This window comes from Aequorivita echinoideorum, from assembly GCF_018476645.1.
Taxonomy (GTDB): Bacteria; Bacteroidota; Bacteroidia; order Flavobacteriales; family Flavobacteriaceae; genus Aequorivita; species Aequorivita echinoideorum.
This window is the reverse complement of record NZ_JAHCTB010000004.1, coordinates 215,187-232,961: the sequence shown is the minus strand read 5'-3', so window position 1 is coordinate 232,961 and position 17,775 is coordinate 215,187. Positions and strand designations below refer to the sequence as shown.

The window sequence follows — 17,775 nt, the reverse complement described above, 5'->3', positions numbered from 1 at the left end:
TCGGTTTCACAAGTGCTCCCGTATATTTATATTAGCAACCCTACACCAAATCTTTATGGCCGAAACGCAATATACCGAAGAAAATATACGCTCGCTCGATTGGAAGGAACACATCCGAATGCGTCCGGGAATGTACATCGGGAAACTCGGCGATGGTTCCTCGCCGGACGATGGAATTTATATCCTTTTAAAGGAAGTTATCGACAATTGCATCGACGAATTTGTAATGGGCGCAGGAAAAACCATAGAGGTGCGCATCAAGGACAAAGAAGTAAAAGTTCGCGATTACGGCCGCGGAATTCCATTGGGAAAAGTGATAGATGTAGTTTCAAAAATGAACACTGGCGGAAAGTACGATAGCCGTGCGTTCAAAAAATCTGTTGGTCTTAATGGTGTGGGAACCAAAGCTGTGAATGCGCTTTCGGTATTTTTTAAAGTGGAGTCCGTTCGCGACAACCAATTGAAAGCGGCGGAATTTTCCTTGGGTGAATTGACAAATGAAGCACCAGTTGAGGAAACGACCAAGCGAAAGGGAACTAAAGTAGTTTTTATTCCGGATGAAAGCATTTTCAAAAACTTCAAATTCAGAAATGAATATGTGGAGAAAATGCTGAAAAATTACGTTTACCTCAATCCGGGGCTTACGATAGATTTCAACGGTGAAAAATTCCATTCCGAAAACGGATTGAAGGATCTTTTGAGCGAAAATATTTCCGAAGAGGATAGTGCTTACCCAATAATCCATTTGAAAGGTGATGACATCGAGATTGCGATGACGCACAGTAAAACGCAATATAGCGAAGAATATCATAGTTTCGTAAACGGTCAGAACACCACTCAGGGCGGAACGCATTTGGCTGCTTTTCGGGAAGCATTGGTGAAAACAATCCGCGAATTCTTCAATAAAAATTACGATGCCAGCGATGTGCGAAAGTCCATTGTTGCCGCCATAAGCATCAAGGTGATGGAACCGGTTTTTGAAAGCCAGACCAAAACAAAGCTTGGCTCAACCGATATGGGCGGCGATCTGCCAACCGTGCGCACGTTCATAAATGATTTCGTAAAAACCCAGCTGGATAATTTTCTGCATAAAAATCCTGAGACAGCGGATGCCATTCAAAGGAAAATAGTCCAAGCTGAACGGGAAAGGAAGGAACTGAGCGGGATTCGAAAACTTGCGAAGGACCGCGCAAAGAAAGCCAACCTTCACAATAAAAAACTGCGCGATTGCCGTGTGCATTTGCAGGACATTAAAAACGAACGCAATCTGGAATCTACGTTGTTTATTACCGAGGGAGATTCCGCGAGCGGAAGCATCACCAAAAGTCGGGACGTAAATACGCAGGCCGTTTTTTCACTGCGTGGAAAACCGTTGAACACCTACGGAATGACTAAAAAAATCGTTTACGAAAACGAGGAATTCAATCTTTTACAAGCGGCATTGAACATAGAGGATTCCATGGAAGATTTGCGCTACAATAATATCGTTATCGCCACCGATGCCGATGTGGATGGTATGCACATCCGTTTACTTTTAATTACATTTTTCCTGCAGTTTTTTCCTGAATTGATAAAGGAAGGTCATTTATACATTCTGCAAACGCCGTTGTTTCGAGTTCGAAATAAAAAGGAAACCATTTATTGCTATTCCGAAGAGGAGCGAATAAACGCCGTAGAAAAGCTAAAACCAAAGCCAGAGATCACACGTTTTAAAGGCTTGGGTGAAATCTCGCCAGATGAGTTTGTGCATTTTATAGGCAACGACATCCGTCTCGATCCCGTGATGCTCGACAAAACGATGAGCATTGAGGAATTGCTTTCGTTTTATATGGGAAAAAACACGCCCGATAGGCAGGAGTTTATTATTGATAATTTGAAGGTGGAGTTGGATAGGGTTGAGGAGTGAAAGTGTTCAGTTTCCAATGGCAGTTGGTATTTAGTTTAGGAAGATATTTAAATTATGAGAAATAAAATTATAATAATTTTAAGTTTTATTATAATGTTTTCTTGTGGTAACGATGATTGTGAGAATATTTTCCCACTGATACCACAAATAAGCATTTCAATTGAAGATATAGACGGTAATTCATTACTTGGAGAAGAAAATATTTATAAACCTTCAGAAATTACGCTTACACGTGGAAACCAAAATATTCAGCTGATTTTCGAAGAAACTGAAGGGAAGATTATACTTTATTTGGATTATACAGATATGGAATCTGGTCAAGATTATTTACTGAAACTAAATGATGTAGAAACAGATATTTTAAATCTCACAATATGTGTTAATAAGGGTGAATGTTCTGATACCTTAGTTGTTGAGAAATTTTTATTGAATGGTGAAGAAATTATTAAAAATGCTGAATCTTTTCGTTATATCATTCAAAAATAAAATATCGAATTATTCGAATTTGAAACTTGAAACTATAAACTTAAAATATGAATTCCCAACTCACGAATATATTAAAGATGTAAAATGCCCGGTAATCATATTTCACGGGAAGAAGGACAAGGTGGTCAACTACGAAAATAGCGTGAAACTGAATGAGATCCTTCCAAAAGAACAAGTCAATTTTGTAACGGTGCCTATGGGTGGGCATAATCTTGAAAATACACCAATTTACAAGAGAGAGATGATAAAATTACTCAAATAAAAAAGAGTCTGTTTCAGATTATTGAAACAGACTCTTTAAAAAATTAGCTAATACAGATTAATCCCTGTTTGAGCTAAGTTTAGACATTCCTTCAGGTCTTCTTTCAAGCATTGCCCTTTTTTCTTCCATTTGCCTTTGTAGTTCGGCCTTTTTCTCAGCGCGAATTCTTTCAGCCTCCATTTCATTTTTTTCTTTTTGGGCTTTTATGGCCATTTCAAGTTCGGCTTGTTGTCTCTGCTTAATAGCCATTAGCTTTTCTTCATTGGCAGCATTGATATTTACATCGTCCACGACAACATCTTGATTTTGACCCTTTACTGTAGCTTCGCGAAATTCTTGATTTGTTTCATTATTACCTTCTACAATTACGGCACCGGCTTCAGTATTAGTGTCTTTTATTTCTTTAACTTTCACTTCACTACCTTCTTTGGTAACAACCCTCTTTACGGTAGATTCCTGTTTAACGGTTTTGTTTACTTGTGCTTGCACTCCAGCAACAGTACATGTTGCTACTGCAAGACTCATCAATATTTTTTTCATAACTATTGGTTATTAATGTTTTGTGAAGTAAAACTACTAGGATAATAGTTAAGTTCTTGCAAAATTTTATCTAAATAAAACCTAAACTTTTTAAAGAAAGGATGGCGGGAGTTCAGCAAAAGTTTAGTTTGAAGATGTATATTTGCACCCTCAAAAATTAATGTAATGAAAGCAGGAATTGTAGGATTGCCAAATGTTGGAAAGTCAACATTGTTTAATTGTCTCTCAAATGCGAAAGCACAAAGTGCCAATTTCCCATTTTGTACCATAGAACCAAATGTTGGGGTTGTCAACGTTCCGGATAAACGTTTATTGAAATTGGAAGAACTGGTAAAACCCGAACGCGTTATGCCAGCTACTGTTGAGATTGTTGATATCGCTGGATTGGTAAAAGGCGCGAGCAAAGGGGAAGGTTTAGGCAATCAATTTTTGAGTAATATTCGTGAAACCGATGCAATTCTACATGTGTTACGGTGTTTTGACAATGATAATATCGTGCACGTGGATGGTAGTGTTAATCCCATTCGAGATAAAGAGACTATAGATATTGAACTTCAATTGAAGGACTTGGAAACGGTGGACAAAAAACTTGAAAAAGTGAAACGCGCTGCTAGAACTGGCAATAAAGAAGCTCAAAAAGAAGAGGCCGCGCTACTCAAAGTGAAAGCTGGCCTTGAAGCAGGAATTTCAGTTCGAGCTATTGAATTATCTGAAGCCGAACGCGAGGAGTTTATTATCAACTCTCAATTTATTACCGATAAACCCGTTCTCTATGTTTGCAATGTTGATGAGGGTTCTGCCGCAAGCGGAAATGAATATGTTGAAAAAGTGAAGGAAGCGGTAAAAAATGAAAATGCCGAAGTTTTAGTTTTAGCCGTGGGAACTGAAGCTGATATTACAGAATTGGAAACTTTTGAAGAAAGACAAATGTTTCTTGAGGATTTAGGTTTGGACGAGGCAGGTTCTGCCAAATTGATCCGAAGCGCATACAGGCTTCTGGATCTACAAACTTACTTCACTGCAGGCGTTAAGGAAGTCAGGGCGTGGACCATTCCCATTGGTGCAACGGCTCCGCAAGCGGCTGGTGTAATCCACACAGATTTTGAAAAAGGATTTATACGGGCAGAAGTAATAAAATATGATGACTATGTAAATTACGGTAGTGAAAATAAAGTCAAGGAAGCCGGAAAAATGGGCGTGGAAGGAAAAGAATATGTTGTTAACGATGGAGACATAATGCATTTCAGATTTAATGTGTAAAAAAAATCCCGCCATCTGCGGGATTTTTTTTATTCTAAAATCGATAGCTCAACGCCATTCCTCTATAGGGGTCGCCCAAAAATGTGGTTCCGCTACTAGGGTAAATATCAATATTATCGTTTTTCTTTTTGTGCATCTCAGGTATCAAAATTCCAGTAACGCCTCCCAAAGCATAACCTAAAAGTACATCGGTTAAAAAGTGTTGACCAGCTTCCATTCTAAAGACCCCAACAGCCGCCGGTAAAGCAGCAGCCCCTGCCCATACAAATACTTTCCCATTCGCATCCGGATTATAATCACTGTAAACCTTTGCCGCGAAAAAAGTTGCTGTAGCAGTAGCAGCAACGTGACCAGAGTAAAATGAACGTTGGCCATTGTTTTTAAATCTTCTATCTTCTGAAGTATCTCCACTATTGTCATATACGTATGGGCGACTTCGGTTTACCAAACCTGCTGTTATGGTGTAAATGGAAGCCGTGGTTGCCAAACTTTGAATATACATACCAATATATTGTCCCGTATGGTCATTTATTTCATCGTCAAAGAGCAATGCGAAAGGAGCAGCAAAGGAAATTGCAAAAGGGATATCGCTGATGCTGTTCGCATTTTCAGAGTGTTTTCCGGCTACCCACCTATCAAGAAAATTGATGTTGTCAATTTTTTCTTGGAGACTTGCTTCATTTAAAAATGCAGCTCTTTCACTTTCTGGTAGATCGTCTTTATCCTGAATTAGTGTCAAACCAAAATAACTCGCACCCAGTGCCGCACCAGTCCAAATTCCATCACGTACCCATTTCCATTCATACGGAGAATTGCTGCCTTCAATTGTATACGCATCATTTTCATTTTTGAAATTCGCATTTAATGAATTAATTGTTGCTGCATTCACAGAAGTATTTGCGGATGTATTAACCAAAGAAGTCTGATTTGAAAGCGAAGGCGATAGGCCTTTCGATTTTAGTATAGTATCCTTTAAAGTGGGATTTGCGGTGTTGAAATAGTATTGGGATCTAATTGAATCCTGTTGTGCGAATGTAATGGCCGAAACGGCAAACGCCAATATTGTAAAGAGTTTTTTCATAGGGGTTAAAGATATAGAGAAGGCAAATACAGAAATTATGGTTTAACTTTTATTTAAAATATAAGCACCACATTTTGATTTGATTTTATTCATAAAAGTCAAGTTTTTGCTGAAGAAGTTTCATCTTTTTTTCCATCTGTCGAAGCCTTTTCTGCATGCTATCGATAACGTCCAATCCTTCAAAATTGATGGATAAATCCTTATGAAGCCTAAGCATCCTTTCAATTTTTGAAATATCATTCTCATTGATATAACTTTCAGAATCTTTTTTCTCCATTAAAACCAATCCATATTCGTGCAGATTTTCAAGAAAAGCTATCTCCACGTTTGCGTGCTGGCAATACTGTGTTACCAAAATATATTTTTTTGTAGCCATTATCTCAATTTTGAAAGTTCAGTAAACAATTCCTTTTCCTTTTCCGATAGATTCTTGGGAATATTTATGTTATATGTAATATATAAATCTCCGTGTTGTCCATCCTTTTTATATTTGGGCAATCCCTTGCCTTTCAATTTGACCTTCGTCCCGTTTTGGGTCTCCGGTTTCACATTCAATTTAACCTTACCCGTCAATGTTTCGACCGTAATTTCGCCACCCAAAAGCGCGGTATATAAGTTTATTTCTTCGGAAGAATATAAATCGTCGCCAACTCTGGTGAAGCGTGTATTGTTGAAAATTTCAAAGGTTATCAGCAAATCGCCTTTTGGTCCGCCATTCATTCCATCACCGCCATACCCCTTAATTTTTATGGTTTGTCCGTCTTCAACTCCTGCGGGAATTGTGAGTCGAATTTTCTTTTCGCCGATATTTATCGTTTGCTTTTGGTTTTCCAAAATATCGGTCAAATTCAAACGCAACGTGGCACTTAAATCTTGACCCTTAAATTGCGAGGTCTGCCGCCTACTTCCACCACCGCGACTGAAACCGCCGCCGCCGAACATACTTTCAAAAAAATCTGAAAACTGACTTTCATCAAATTGCTGTCCGCCACCAGAATAAGTACGCTGTCCTCCAAAACCGCCGCCAAATCCTTGCGAACCTTGATTTTTACGAGCTTCTTCAAAAGCATCGGCGTGTTGCCAGTCCTTGCCGTATTGATCGTATTTTTTTCGTTTTTCAGGATCGCTCAGCACTTCATTTGCCTCATTAAGCTGTTGGAACTTTTGCTGAGCTTCTTTATCATTTGGGTTTAAATCTGGGTGAAGCTTGCGAGCCAATTTCCTGTAAGCTTTCTTGATATCCGCTTGGGTGGCTTTTTTATCAAGCCCCAGTACTTTGTAATAATCTATAAATTCCATTGGTTTTTTGTTCGTGGTATGAAATTATAAAAAGTATTGGTATTCATTTTTTTAAATGAAAATTCTTCACAAAAATTTAGCAGTCCAGTTTTTATACCTACAGGGTTTTTCAAAACCTTGCGAGTGGTTTTGCCATTCCAGAAACTAACAACTCGCTAAAAGTAAATGGCTTCAAAGGTTGCCAACTTTTTTCCGGAGGCATCTTGTAGCGTGAGCATATCTTTATCAGCCTCGTATGTTTTTGCCTGTCCCAACATTTTGAAAAAATCAGATTCATTGAACATAGGGTTCTCGCAATACATTTTGGTACTGATTATTTCAGAAAAAGAAATAGAATTTCCATCCGCTAACGTATATTTTCCCGAAAATTCATTGCATCCGCCGAAACCGGAGATTCTATTTTCAGCATTCTTCAGCGTGAAATTTACTTCCTTCAGTTGATTTTCACCCATAACAACATCCTTCCCATTGAGGGTTTTCAGTTTCCAATATTTTTCGGTTATCGTGTTTTGCTCCATTGTTTTTTCGGTTTGCTGTGCTGCCCTTTCAGTACTTCCGCTTCCGCAGGATAATAGTGAAAGTGTAAAAATGGATACCGCAATTAATGTAAGTTTCATAATAATTTATTTAAAGGTTTATATTTCTATTAAAATTCAGTTTCAATATTTTTTCTTCTGAAGTCATGCTACTTTTCTAAAAATAAAATGAACTATGAGAATCAACACCGAAAGTATCAAGCCAAGCCCAGAAACACCCAGCCATTTATAATGTTCCCAAGCAAAGGCACCCAACATTGTGCCCAGCGCGCCACCGATAAAAAAAGAAACCATGTAAACGGTGTTCACCCGATTTCTCGCCTCAGGATTTTTGGAAAATATAATGTTTTGATTGGTAATATGTAGTGCCTGCTGTCCCAAATCTACCAGAATTACTCCGGCAACCAGGCCTAAAAGCGAATGTGCGGAAACCATAAAAATGGCGTACGAAAGTATTAACAATCCAATGGAAACCACAATTATTTTATGTTTGCTGTATCTATCGTTCATCTTGCCAACCGCAGCTGCGGCAAGTGCTCCCACAATTCCCAATAATCCAAATAAACCAGCAACTCCGCTTCCATAATTAAAGGAATCTTCCATTAAAAAAACCAATGTAGTCCAAAAAGCACTGAGACCCGCAAAGGAAAGCGCCGCCCGCAGCGATGCTAGACGCAAGGCGGGTTCAGTTTTAAAATAATGGAGAATGGATTTCATAAGGCTTCCGTAACTACCTGAATAGCGGGGATATATTTTGGGGAGCTTATATTTCAGCAGAACAAATAAAAGAACCATCATTACCGCCGCAATGTAATACATAGATCGCCAACCAAACTGTTCGCCCACCAAACCACTTACTACCCGGCTTCCCAAGATGCCTATTAACAGTCCACTCATTACAATACCAATGGCCCGTCCCCTGCCGGCATCATCACTCAATAGTGCTGCCATAGGAACAAAAAGCTGCGGAATGGCAGAGGAAAATCCAATCAAAAAACTGCTAATTATCAAATAAATCAGCGAGGGAGATATGGCCGCAGCCAAAAGCGAAAGAATCATAACCACAAAATCCAACTGCAAAATTTTATGATTGCTAACCTTATCACCAAGTGGAATAATGAAAAGCAAACCGAATGCATAACCCAATTGCGTGGTGAGCGCAACGCTGCTTACTTCACTTTCACTCACTCCATACGCTATTGCAATTTCATGAAGCAATGGCTGATTATAATAGAGATTTGCCACCACAAGTCCAGCAGAAATACTCATTAAATACAATATGGAGTTGGTGAGTTTAGGGGTCATTTTTACAGTGGCTAAAATACTATTTAGCAATTACAACTTTCTAAAAAAGAAATTAAAAAAAGGTTTCGCAAAAGGTTTTGGTCATCAATTTTTAAAGAAATAATGATGTAACAAACATTTCCCAAACACGTCTATAAAAAATACAACTACTCACATTCCTATGAAAAAAATATGCTTCGCCTTCTGCCTACTTTTAGTCGAGTTGGGCTTTTCACAAGATATTTCTGGAAAAATTGTTGATGCCAAAACCTCAGAACCCATTCCTTTTGTTACAATTCAGTATGGAAAAAATGAGGGCGTGGTGAGCAATACGGAAGGAAATTTCAGTTTTTATGCAGCGCAAAGTCAAGGGGATGTGGAGCTGACCACTTCGGCGATGGGTTATTTGAGCCAAACAGTAACATTGAAAAAACTGCGTGAAAAGAATCATATTATTCGCCTCTCTGAAGCCCTGAACCAGCTGAGCACGGTCTACGTGAGCAACCAGCGCCCCAATGCCGATAGTATCATGCAACGCGTTAGGAAAAATTTGCCCAGTAATTATATTAGCGGGAATACAAAGTATAAACTGTTCAAAAGACAGAGTTCGTTTTTTAAACCTTCTTCCGTGGAAATAGAAATTGAAAAATCCACGGGTTTCAATAAATCACAACTGCAACAAAGCAACCAGCAATTGCAGAAATTATCCAATGATGTAACAAACAGGCCGCCCGCACAGCGATATATTGATATGTTGTGCAATCTTTATAATCAAGATTCAGAAAATCAAAAAATTGAAATTATAAAGGCCACCAAACTTCTTGATATCAATAACAAGGTTTCTTTTGAAAATATTCAAAAAAAAGCGTCAACCATAATTCTGCGGCACCTTGATACTACCAAAACGTATAAGTTAAAATCGGGTCTTTTTACTTTGGAAGAAAAAATGTCCCTGACGGAAACCAACCAGATTAAAGAGGAAATTGAAGAAGATCAAAAAATTATTCCAGCAGATGTGAGAAAAAAAATGGCGCAAACCATCCAAGAGTTTATGTTTGATTCCCCTGAAAAAATGGATTTTATCACAGAACCTAAGTATTATGAATACGAACTTGATGAGATTTCAGACTTTAATGGGAATTTAGTGTATGTAGTATCATTTATCCCAGATCGCAGAAAGGCGAAATACGAGGGCAAAATATATATTTCAAATGAGGATTATGCCATTCTGAAAATTGAATATTCCTTTGCCGAAGGAAAGAGCGGCGAAAAATTAAATCTGAAGTTTTTACTGGGGATTAAATATGCTGAAGACATCCAATCTGGAACAATAATCTATACCAAAAATGAAAAGTTGAACAGCTATTTTCCAAAATACATCAACCAAGAATCCGGCTCATACATTTATGTGCACAGGCCCTTAAAATTTATTGAGAATAATGCTTCGGAAAAAAATAAAGTAGCATTTGATTTTATGATCGAAGGACATGTGATGGAGAAGAACGAGTTGTTGCTTTTAGAAACAACTGCACTAGATACTTCAGAATTTCAGGTTTTCTCGGAAGCCCCAACAGATGAATATCAATTATTAAACGCATACGATGCGTCCATCTGGACAAACATCAACACGCTGGAACCGCTAAAAGAAATGCGTGAATTTAAAGTGGAATAAATTTGATAATAAAAGGCAGCTAATTTAAATTTTTACAAAATTTATCTTCAATAGATAAACGTTAAATGCTAATTGCTAATTGTCAACAGTGATTTCCTCCGCAACTTTTTCATTATAAAGGCTTTTTATAATTCCGTCACTTAAACCAATTTTTGGAACATATACATTCTTGGCTTTGCTCCACTTCATTGCCGACAGATAAATTCGTGTTGCTGGAACTACTACATCTGCCCTATCTGGATTCATATCAAGCTCAAAAATACGTTCTTCGTAGGAGAATGATTTTAGGTATTCGTAATAACTGGATAGGTAAAAGTAGCTCAATGGTTTTCCTATTTTCTTGCCACTGCTTTTGTAAATACTATTAATGTTACCGCCGCTCCCTATCATAGAAACCTTGGGGTAGCTTTTGGTCTCCTTTTTTATCCAATCTTCAACATCCTGCCACATACTGTCCTCTACTTGCCCTTCGAGAAGACGGACGGTTCCTAATTTGAAACTTCGGGAAGCCACGGTTTTTCCATTTGCGAAAACTGTAAATTCGGTGCTTCCGCCACCCACATCAACATATAAAAAAACCTTATCATCTTGAATTAAGCTCTTTAAATCTGTAGAAGCTATTATATTGGCTTCATCATTACCATCTATAATATTAATGGTCAGTCCGGTTTCCTTTTTAATCAATTTAGCTATTTCGGCTCCATTTTGCGCTTCCCTCATAGCAGATGTTGCACAAGCCCTAAACCTTTTTATTCCGTGGGTTTTCATTAAAAGGGTAAATGCTTTCATGGCATCAACCATTCTTTTAGCGTTGGCTTCAGAAATTTTTCCTTCAAGGAAAACATCTGCACCCAAACGGATGGGTACGCGCACCAACGAAGTTTTTTTAAAGTGCGTATCCTTTCCCTCCTGTTCAATAACGGTGGCAATAAGCAGCCTAATTGCGTTACTGCCAATATCTACCGCTCCATATTTTTCAATATTCAACAACCTATTTTACTTCTAATTTGTTTAAATAATAATCATACATTTTAAACTGGGAACGGACGGGAGGTTTGTCATTCTTCAAATAGGCATTGTCATTTTTAATGCTTATTACACGTGCTTTCACATTATCGCTCCAGCCTATTTCAAAATTCTCCAAAATCTCCTTTTTTATATCCGCGTTGTAAATAGGGCACGTAATTTCTACCCGGTTATCCAGATTTCTTCCCATAAAATCTGCGGAAGAAATATAAACCTTAATATCGCCCGCGTTTTCAAAGATAAACAATCGCGGATGTTCCAAAAATTTTCCCACAATGCTAATTGCCTCAATATTTTCACTCATTCCCTCCACGCCGGGAATAAGGCAACAAATTCCGCGCACGATCATTTTTATTTTTACCCCAGCCCTGCTCGCTTCGTACAATTTGTCAATCATTTTAAAATCTGAAAGGCTGTTCAATTTTAATTTGATTCCACTGGGCAAGCCTGCTTTTTTGTTTTTTATTTCATTTTCGATTAAATGATAGAGCGCATTGCGCGTGTAGTGTGGCGAAACTATTAAATGCCTATATTTTTTTACTTGATAATTTACTTCGAAGAATTCAAAAACCTTATATATTTCCTTACAAATTCTCTGGTCTGCAGTAAACAGTGTATAATCCGTGTAAATTCGTGCCGTGGATTCATTAAAATTTCCTGTGCTTATTATTCCGTAGCGCATCAATTTATCGTTCTCCAATCTTTCAATCAAACAAACCTTGCTGTGCACCTTTAAACCCTTTACGCCAAATATCAACCGGATGTCCTCGCTCTGTAAAAGTTCGGCGTAGCCAATATTCGCTTCCTCATCAAAACGCGCCCGCAGCTCAATCTGTACGGTTACGTCCTTTCCATTTTTCTTTGCATTTATCAGCGAACTCGCAATGTGCGAAACTTCCGCTAGGCGATAAATGGTAATTCTTATCGATTTCACTTTAGGGTCCAGCGCCGCCTCGCGCAAAAATTTTACCACGTATGAAAATGTTTGATACGGCGTGTGCAGCAAATAATCCTTTTCTGCAATTTTATCAAAAAGGCTACCTTGCAGGCTTAGCCCGGGAATGGGCAACGGCTCCTTTGGCTCATACTGTAAATCTGGCCGTCCCAATCTTGGAAAGCCCATATAATCCCTTCGGTTGTGATAACGGCCTCCGGGAATAATGCTGTCCGTTTTATCAATTCCCATCTTTTTCAGAAGAAATTGAAGCGTAGTTTTATCAATATTTTTATCGTAAACAAAGCGCACGGGATCTCCCACACTTCTATTTTTTACGCTTTTTGAAATTTTATCGATGAAACTTCGGCTTAAGTCGCTATCAATGTCTAATTCCGCATCGCGCGTAATTTTGATCATATGTGCAGAGATACTTTCGTATTTAAAAATACTGAAAATATTGTGCAGGCAATGCCGGATAAGATCGTCAAGGATTATTACATACTGCTTTTCCCCTTCCTGCGGCAGCACAACAAACCTGTTTATGGTACGTGGGATTTCAATAAGGGCGTAATTATGCTTGGCTTCAAAGGTTTCGTCTTCCTTGCTCATTACCATTTTTACCGCAAGATAGGCGGCACTGTCCCGCAAACTTGGGAATTCATCCAGTTCACCAATCATAATGGTCATCATCGCCGGGCTCACGTTCCGCACAAAATATTCTGAAATAAACTTGCTCTGCTCCGGTGAAACTTCCGTTTCATCAATAATGAATATATTCTCCTTTTTAAGTTCTTCCTGAATATCGCTTAGAATGTTCAAACTATGCGCTTGCTGGTCTATCACAGTTTGGGTAATTTCCTCCAAAAGATCTTTTGCCGAAATACCGCCCAAAAAATTTCTGCCCATTTTTCCCGCTTCCACAATGCGTTTTATTGTGGCATAACGCACTTTGAAGAATTCATCAAGATTATTTGAAAAAATCCCCAAAAACCGAAGCCTTTCAATAAGCGGAATTTTTTTGTCATTTGCTTCCTGTAATACGCGCGCATTAAACTGGAGCCAACTTAACTCCCTGTTATTGTATATGTTGCGCTTGCTGGTGTGGGTTTCTATTTTCTCGGTCATTATTTAAGATCCCTGGGGAATACGGTTTTTACGGTTTTTCCCGTAGTTATACTGCTCCATTTTTCCTCTTCAAATTGTAGCATCACAAAGCCACATGTTGGCACATTTTCAATGTATTTGTTCCCCAGCATATTTACTACGGAAGTAAATGCGTGGTTGTGCCCAACGATCATTACTGTGTCAAGATTATCTGGAAGGGATTTTATAATCCGCATTACGTTCTGGCCACTAAAATCGTATAGGTCGTGATTCGTCTCAAAATTTGCATCGTCCACTTTTAACGCTTTTTTGAAAAAATGCGCCGTGGTCAATGCCCGTGTGGCATCACTACTGATTATCTTTTCGGGCTGCTCAATACTTAGGCTCACTTCTTTTGAAACCAATTTTCCATCGCGCTCTCCGCGGCCTTTCAATGGACGTTTATGATCATCAACATCGTATTTCCAAGAAGATTTTGCGTGCCTAACAAAATATAGTGTTTTCATAAGTTTTAAGTTTAATGGATGGCGCAGGATTTCTTTCTTTTTAACGGATTAGGGTGCCAACCTTTCAATTTTCCAAGTACCGCCTTTTTCCAAGGTGTAAAGAATGCGGTCGTGCAACCTATTGCGGCGCCCTTGCCAAAACTCCATAAAGAGCGGTGTAATTTTGTAACCTCCCCATTCCAAGGGTTTGGGAACTTCAACATTCTCATATTTCTTTTCCAGTTCTTTCAATTTTTCTTCTAAAATATCCCTGGATTCCACCACAGAACTTTGCTGGGAGACCGCAGCTCCCAGCTGACTGCCTTTAGGCCTGGAATGGAAATATTCTGAAGAATCCTCTTCTGAAGTTTTTTCGGCTATACCTTTAACGATTACCTGCCGTTCCAGATTTGGCCAAAAAAAAGAGAGTGAGACCTTTGGATTTTCGGCAATGGCCTTGCCTTTTTCACTCCCGTAATTGGTATAAAAATAAAAACCTTCCGCATCAAATTTTTTCAGAAGAACTACGCGTCCTTTTGGAAACCCGTCGATACCCATTGTTGTGAGGGTCATTGCATTTAATTCGTGGATTTCGTCGAGCTCGTTGGTTTTCTTCAATTCTGAAAACCAATGGCTGAACTGATCCATCGGTTTTTCCGCAATTGATTTTTTTGAGAGCTCATCCTTTTCATAAGATTTCCGCACGGAATGAAGGTTTTCAGCCATAATCGATGTTTTCACGCAAGTTACTAGTTTTGCCGAAGCTTTAAAATAGCGGGCTATTAAATATGTATTAAAATTTTAGCGCAATGGATGCGAAACATAAATATGTAAGAAAATCAAATACTTCAACGCTCATTTTTTTGAAAAATCAAAACGCTTTCCATCTTCTGCCAATTCAATTTTGCCCAAAAAAACTTCCTGAGCTTCATTCCTGAAAAATTCCAAATTGCCATACCTCCCTGAATAATGCCCTAAAATGAGTGTTTTTATTTTCGCCTTTTTGGCAATTGCAGCTGCTTCCTTTGCGGTGCTATGCTTAGTTTTTTCAGCCAAATGGTGGTGTTCCTCCAGAAAAGTGGATTCATGATACATAACATCCACCTCTGTAACCTGGTCAACCATTTGTGGATGATATGCGGTATCACTGCAGTAAGCATACGATTTTGGAGCTGGTGGATCAAAGGTGATTTCCTTATTCGGAATTATTTTTCCTTCCTTGTTTTCAACATCAAAACCTTGCTTTATTTTATTGTAATAGCTTAAATCAACATTTGCAGCCCTTGCAGCATCAACGTTGAGCGTGCGATCCGCAGGTTTTTCCCGAAACAAAAATCCGTTGGTATAAACCCTGTGCTCCAAAGGAATAGTCTCCACCGAAACCTTGTCGTCCTCAAAAATGAGCTCGGGAATAGTGGTGTCGAGTTCGTGAAAATATAAGGGATAATTGGTATATGATTTCCCCAATTTTAGAAAAAGCAAAATGGCCTCTTTAATCCCTTTGGGACCGTAAACGTGAAGCTCAGCATTTCTTCCCATAAGCCGAAACGTGGAAATCAATCCCACGAGTCCAAAAAAATGATCGCCGTGTAAATGGGAGATAAAAATACGCCTGATGCGCGAAAATTTAATTTTATACTTTCGTAACTGAACCTGTGTTCCCTCGCCACAATCTATCAAAAATAGATGTCCCTTTATTTCCAAGACCTGTGCGGTTGGGTGGGCAGAAACGGTAGGGGTGGCACTATGGCAGCCTAAAATTGTCAGTTTCAAGTTTCAAGTTTAAGGTTTAGGGTTTAGGGTTTAGGGTTTAAAAATTTAGAATTTTGCAGTTGTGTTCAATATTCATTATTAAACCGCGACTGAAAACTACTTTAAAATCCCAAATCGCGTTCTATTTCTTCCATTTCAATAATGTCCTCAGCTTCTTTGAGGGTTGGCACCGCTATAATTTCGTAGGGAATTTCATCTGGATTAATCGCGTCGTTCACAATTACGAAGGATTGTTTTGTTTTTCGGTGAAGGTTGGAAGTATTCAAAAATAAAAGAAGTTCAGGCAGCACTAACGAATCATATTTTAAAAGGTTGAGCACCACGTTCTGCCCTTTGTATTTTGAAGGAACTTGGGCTTCGATGAAGTTCGCAAAATCTGCGATATCATCTTTTTCATCTTCCAAAACAACAAAATTGTTATGATTTTTAATTTTCATCGTGTTTTATTTTTGAAGCCAATAAATAGATTACCGCCATACGTACCGCAACCCCGTTTTGAACTTGTTCCAATATAATCGATTGCTTACTGTCTGCCACATCACTTGTAATTTCTACCCCGCGATTGATAGGACCCGGATGCATAATAAGAATTTCTTTCCCAAGCGAATCCAGCAATTTTTTATTCAGCCCAAATTGCTGTGTGTATTCGCGTGTAGTTGGAAAATAGCTTATATCCATCCGTTCGTTTTGCACACGCAACATATTTGCAACATCACACCATTCCAGGGCTTTTTTTAGATTTGGTTCAAAACCTACACCAAATTCTTCTATATATTTGGGAATCAATGTTTTTGGACCGCACACTTTTACGGAAGCTCCAAGTTTTTGAAGCGCAAATATATTGGAAAGAGCAACTCTTGAATGTAGAATATCTCCCACAATCACTATTTTTTTGCCAGCTACATCGCCCAATTTTTCCCGAATGGAATAGCAATCCAATAAAGCCTGCGTGGGATGCTCGTGCGCACCATCACCGGCATTTACGATACTTGCATTGATATGTTTTGAAAGAAATACGCCTGCACCGGGATTGGGATGGCGCATCACGACCATATCTACTTTCATCGAGAGAATGTTATTTACGGTATCGATTAAGGTTTCACCTTTGGTCACAGAGGAACTCGATGAAGCAAAATTGATAACATCTGCCGAAAGCCTTTTCTCGGCGAGCTCAAAGGAAAGTTTTGTACGGGTACTATTTTCAAAGAAAAGATTGGCAATGGTTATATCTCGCAGTGAAGGCACTTTTTTTATGGGCCTATTGATAACTTCCTTGAAATGGTCTGCCGTTTCGAAGATGAGTTGGATATCGGCTTCGGTTATATATTTTATTCCCAATAAGTGTTTTACACTTAGTTCCATTTTTTAGTATTCAGTTGTCGGTTATCGGTTGTCTGTTATTGGTTATCGGTTGTTGGCTGTTGGCTGTTGGCTGTTGGCAAAAAATAATTCTTGATTCATAAATCTTAACTCTTAACCAAATAAACAGCATCTTCGCCGTCATTTTCTTTCCAGCAAACCTTTACCTTTTCTCCGTTTATGGCATCCACTTGCCTTCCACGATAATCGGGCTGTATAGGCAAATGCCGACTGAAACGGCGGTCTATTAAGGTCAAGAGTTCAATTTCCAGCGGTCTCCCAAAAGATTGAATGGCAGTCAATGCCGAGCGGATGCTTCTTCCGGTAAATAGCACATCATCTATAAAGACTACTTTTTTATTCTCTACAATAAAATCGATTCTGGTTTTGTTTGCCTCAAGCGGTTTTTCACTTCGCCTAAAATCATCCCTAAAAAACGTGATGTCCAAATACCCAAGTTTTATATCCTTGATTTTATATTCGGTTTCAAGCAGCGATTTTAATCTTTCTGCCAAAAAAACACCCCGCGGTTGAATGCCCACAAGTACGGTCTCCGAAAAATTATGGTGATTTTCTATTAATTGGCAGGCCAAACGGTTAAGCGCAATGTTTATTTCGGTTGCGTTCAATAACACTTTTTGGCTCATAGGAAGTCTGAATATTTATCAGATTTCAAAAATACGGTTTTTTTATTCTTTAGAAATGAAGAAATGCATTTTGATTGAAAATATGATTGTTTCAATTCAAACTAAAAGACTTTCTAAA

The 17,775-nt window shown here is 38.6% G+C and carries 19 protein-coding genes; 5 read left to right on the top strand and 14 right to left on the bottom strand.

Features of this window, described 5'->3' with window-relative positions:
• Nucleotides 1–55: 55 nt before the first annotated feature.
• The 3 genes from KIV10_RS10330 to KIV10_RS10320 are packed head-to-tail and all read left to right on the top strand — an operon-like array spanning nt 56 to nt 2,654.
• On the top strand, nt 56–1,906 hold the full coding sequence (locus KIV10_RS10330; protein ID WP_214113435.1) for a DNA topoisomerase IV subunit B: 1,851 nt from the start codon (nt 56–58) through the stop codon (nt 1,904–1,906).
• A gap of 54 nt (nt 1,907–1,960) precedes the next feature.
• On the top strand, nt 1,961–2,392 hold the full coding sequence (locus KIV10_RS10325) for a hypothetical protein (RefSeq protein WP_214113434.1): 432 nt from the start codon (nt 1,961–1,963) through the stop codon (nt 2,390–2,392).
• A 19-nt stretch (nt 2,393–2,411) separates the two neighbouring features.
• A complete protein-coding gene (locus tag KIV10_RS10320; RefSeq protein ID WP_214113433.1) occupies nt 2,412–2,654 on the top strand; it encodes an alpha/beta hydrolase family protein in 243 nt (80 codons plus the stop codon).
• 57 nt (nt 2,655–2,711) lie between these two features.
• Here the strand turns inward: KIV10_RS10320 and KIV10_RS10315 are convergent, their stop codons facing one another.
• Nucleotides 2,712–3,194 carry a hypothetical protein gene (locus KIV10_RS10315; protein WP_214113432.1) on the bottom strand — a complete coding sequence of 161 codons (483 nt, stop codon included), beginning with the start codon at nt 3,192–3,194 and terminating at the stop codon, nt 2,712–2,714.
• Nucleotides 3,195–3,359: 165 nt separating this feature from the next.
• Here KIV10_RS10315 and ychF point away from each other — a divergent pair, with 165 nt between their 5' ends.
• Nucleotides 3,360–4,454, top strand: coding sequence for a redox-regulated ATPase YchF (ychF, locus tag KIV10_RS10310; protein ID WP_214113431.1), 1,095 nt, complete (start codon nt 3,360–3,362; stop codon nt 4,452–4,454).
• A 34-nt stretch (nt 4,455–4,488) separates the two neighbouring features.
• On the opposite strand, the gene KIV10_RS10305 is transcribed toward ychF, so the two are convergent.
• The 5 genes from KIV10_RS10305 to KIV10_RS10285 form a co-directional block, all read right to left on the bottom strand.
• Nucleotides 4,489–5,535, bottom strand: a complete 1,047-nt coding sequence (locus tag KIV10_RS10305; protein WP_214113430.1) for a phosphatase PAP2 family protein — start codon at nt 5,533–5,535, stop codon at nt 4,489–4,491.
• Nucleotides 5,536–5,620: 85 nt separating this feature from the next.
• Complete coding sequence (locus KIV10_RS10300) at nt 5,621–5,911, bottom strand: chaperone modulator CbpM (RefSeq protein ID WP_214113429.1); 291 nt, start codon at nt 5,909–5,911, stop codon at nt 5,621–5,623.
• Nucleotides 5,911–6,834: a J domain-containing protein gene (locus KIV10_RS10295; RefSeq protein ID WP_214113428.1), complete on the bottom strand. Its 924-nt coding sequence runs from the start codon at nt 6,832–6,834 to the stop codon at nt 5,911–5,913. The genes KIV10_RS10300 and KIV10_RS10295 overlap by 1 nt, the downstream gene beginning before the upstream one ends.
• 155 nt (nt 6,835–6,989) lie before the next feature.
• The gene (locus tag KIV10_RS10290) at nt 6,990–7,451 is read right to left on the bottom strand and encodes an META domain-containing protein (protein WP_214113427.1); all 462 of its coding nucleotides are present in this window, start codon (nt 7,449–7,451) and stop codon (nt 6,990–6,992) included.
• 63 nt (nt 7,452–7,514) lie between these two features.
• Nucleotides 7,515–8,675, bottom strand: a complete 1,161-nt coding sequence (locus tag KIV10_RS10285; RefSeq protein ID WP_214113426.1) for an MFS transporter — start codon at nt 8,673–8,675, stop codon at nt 7,515–7,517.
• 160 nt (nt 8,676–8,835) lie between these two features.
• Between KIV10_RS10285 and KIV10_RS10280 the strand changes: the two genes are divergently transcribed.
• Entirely contained in the window at nt 8,836–10,326 is a 1,491-nt protein-coding gene (locus tag KIV10_RS10280; RefSeq protein ID WP_214113425.1) for a carboxypeptidase-like regulatory domain-containing protein, read from the top strand.
• A 75-nt stretch (nt 10,327–10,401) separates the two neighbouring features.
• Here the strand turns inward: KIV10_RS10280 and KIV10_RS10275 are convergent, their stop codons facing one another.
• The 8 genes from KIV10_RS10275 to pyrR form a co-directional block, all read right to left on the bottom strand.
• Complete coding sequence (locus KIV10_RS10275) at nt 10,402–11,316, bottom strand: Ppx/GppA phosphatase family protein (protein ID WP_214113424.1); 915 nt, start codon at nt 11,314–11,316, stop codon at nt 10,402–10,404.
• A gap of 1 nt (nt 11,317) precedes the next feature.
• On the bottom strand, nt 11,318–13,414 hold the full coding sequence (gene ppk1 / locus KIV10_RS10270; protein WP_214113423.1) for a polyphosphate kinase 1: 2,097 nt from the start codon (nt 13,412–13,414) through the stop codon (nt 11,318–11,320).
• The gene (locus KIV10_RS10265; protein WP_214113422.1) at nt 13,414–13,899 is read right to left on the bottom strand and encodes a SixA phosphatase family protein; all 486 of its coding nucleotides are present in this window, start codon (nt 13,897–13,899) and stop codon (nt 13,414–13,416) included. Before KIV10_RS10265 ends, ppk1 begins: the two co-directional genes overlap by 1 nt.
• A 48-nt stretch (nt 13,900–13,947) precedes the next feature.
• On the bottom strand, nt 13,948–14,604 hold the full coding sequence (gene pdxH / locus KIV10_RS10260) for a pyridoxamine 5'-phosphate oxidase (protein WP_214113421.1): 657 nt from the start codon (nt 14,602–14,604) through the stop codon (nt 13,948–13,950).
• A gap of 129 nt (nt 14,605–14,733) precedes the next feature.
• Nucleotides 14,734–15,651 carry a ribonuclease Z gene (locus KIV10_RS10255; RefSeq protein WP_214113420.1) on the bottom strand — a complete coding sequence of 306 codons (918 nt, stop codon included), beginning with the start codon at nt 15,649–15,651 and terminating at the stop codon, nt 14,734–14,736.
• A gap of 101 nt (nt 15,652–15,752) precedes the next feature.
• Complete coding sequence (locus KIV10_RS10250) at nt 15,753–16,088, bottom strand: ribonuclease Z (RefSeq protein ID WP_214113419.1); 336 nt, start codon at nt 16,086–16,088, stop codon at nt 15,753–15,755.
• Complete coding sequence (locus KIV10_RS10245) at nt 16,078–17,013, bottom strand: aspartate carbamoyltransferase catalytic subunit (RefSeq protein ID WP_214113418.1); 936 nt, start codon at nt 17,011–17,013, stop codon at nt 16,078–16,080. Before KIV10_RS10245 ends, KIV10_RS10250 begins: the two co-directional genes overlap by 11 nt.
• A gap of 104 nt (nt 17,014–17,117) precedes the next feature.
• Nucleotides 17,118–17,657 (bottom strand): bifunctional pyr operon transcriptional regulator/uracil phosphoribosyltransferase PyrR, encoded by a 540-nt coding sequence (pyrR, locus tag KIV10_RS10240; protein WP_214113417.1) that lies wholly within the window; start codon nt 17,655–17,657, stop codon nt 17,118–17,120.
• Nucleotides 17,658–17,775 lie beyond the last annotated feature (118 nt).

What these genes read in the sequence shown, in the direction of transcription:
- KIV10_RS10330 (WP_214113435.1), top strand. Translation starts at nt 56, where the DNA reads ATGGCCGAAACGCAATATACCGAAGAAAATATACGCTCGCTCGATTGG.
- KIV10_RS10325 (WP_214113434.1), top strand. Translation starts at nt 1,961, where the DNA reads ATGAGAAATAAAATTATAATAATTTTAAGTTTTATTATAATGTTTTCT.
- KIV10_RS10315 (WP_214113432.1), bottom strand. Translation starts at nt 3,194, where the DNA reads ATGAAAAAAATATTGATGAGTCTTGCAGTAGCAACATGTACTGTTGCT.
- ychF (WP_214113431.1), top strand. Translation starts at nt 3,360, where the DNA reads ATGAAAGCAGGAATTGTAGGATTGCCAAATGTTGGAAAGTCAACATTG.
- KIV10_RS10305 (WP_214113430.1), bottom strand. Translation starts at nt 5,535, where the DNA reads ATGAAAAAACTCTTTACAATATTGGCGTTTGCCGTTTCGGCCATTACA.
- KIV10_RS10300 (WP_214113429.1), bottom strand. Translation starts at nt 5,911, where the DNA reads ATGGCTACAAAAAAATATATTTTGGTAACACAGTATTGCCAGCACGCA.
- KIV10_RS10295 (WP_214113428.1), bottom strand. Translation starts at nt 6,834, where the DNA reads ATGGAATTTATAGATTATTACAAAGTACTGGGGCTTGATAAAAAAGCC.
- KIV10_RS10290 (WP_214113427.1), bottom strand. Translation starts at nt 7,451, where the DNA reads ATGAAACTTACATTAATTGCGGTATCCATTTTTACACTTTCACTATTA.
- KIV10_RS10285 (WP_214113426.1), bottom strand. Translation starts at nt 8,675, where the DNA reads ATGACCCCTAAACTCACCAACTCCATATTGTATTTAATGAGTATTTCT.
- KIV10_RS10280 (WP_214113425.1), top strand. Translation starts at nt 8,836, where the DNA reads ATGAAAAAAATATGCTTCGCCTTCTGCCTACTTTTAGTCGAGTTGGGC.
- ppk1 (WP_214113423.1), bottom strand. Translation starts at nt 13,414, where the DNA reads ATGACCGAGAAAATAGAAACCCACACCAGCAAGCGCAACATATACAAT.
- KIV10_RS10265 (WP_214113422.1), bottom strand. Translation starts at nt 13,899, where the DNA reads ATGAAAACACTATATTTTGTTAGGCACGCAAAATCTTCTTGGAAATAC.
- pdxH (WP_214113421.1), bottom strand. Translation starts at nt 14,604, where the DNA reads ATGGCTGAAAACCTTCATTCCGTGCGGAAATCTTATGAAAAGGATGAG.
- KIV10_RS10250 (WP_214113419.1), bottom strand. Translation starts at nt 16,088, where the DNA reads ATGAAAATTAAAAATCATAACAATTTTGTTGTTTTGGAAGATGAAAAA.
- KIV10_RS10245 (WP_214113418.1), bottom strand. Translation starts at nt 17,013, where the DNA reads ATGGAACTAAGTGTAAAACACTTATTGGGAATAAAATATATAACCGAA.
- pyrR (WP_214113417.1), bottom strand. Translation starts at nt 17,657, where the DNA reads ATGAGCCAAAAAGTGTTATTGAACGCAACCGAAATAAACATTGCGCTT.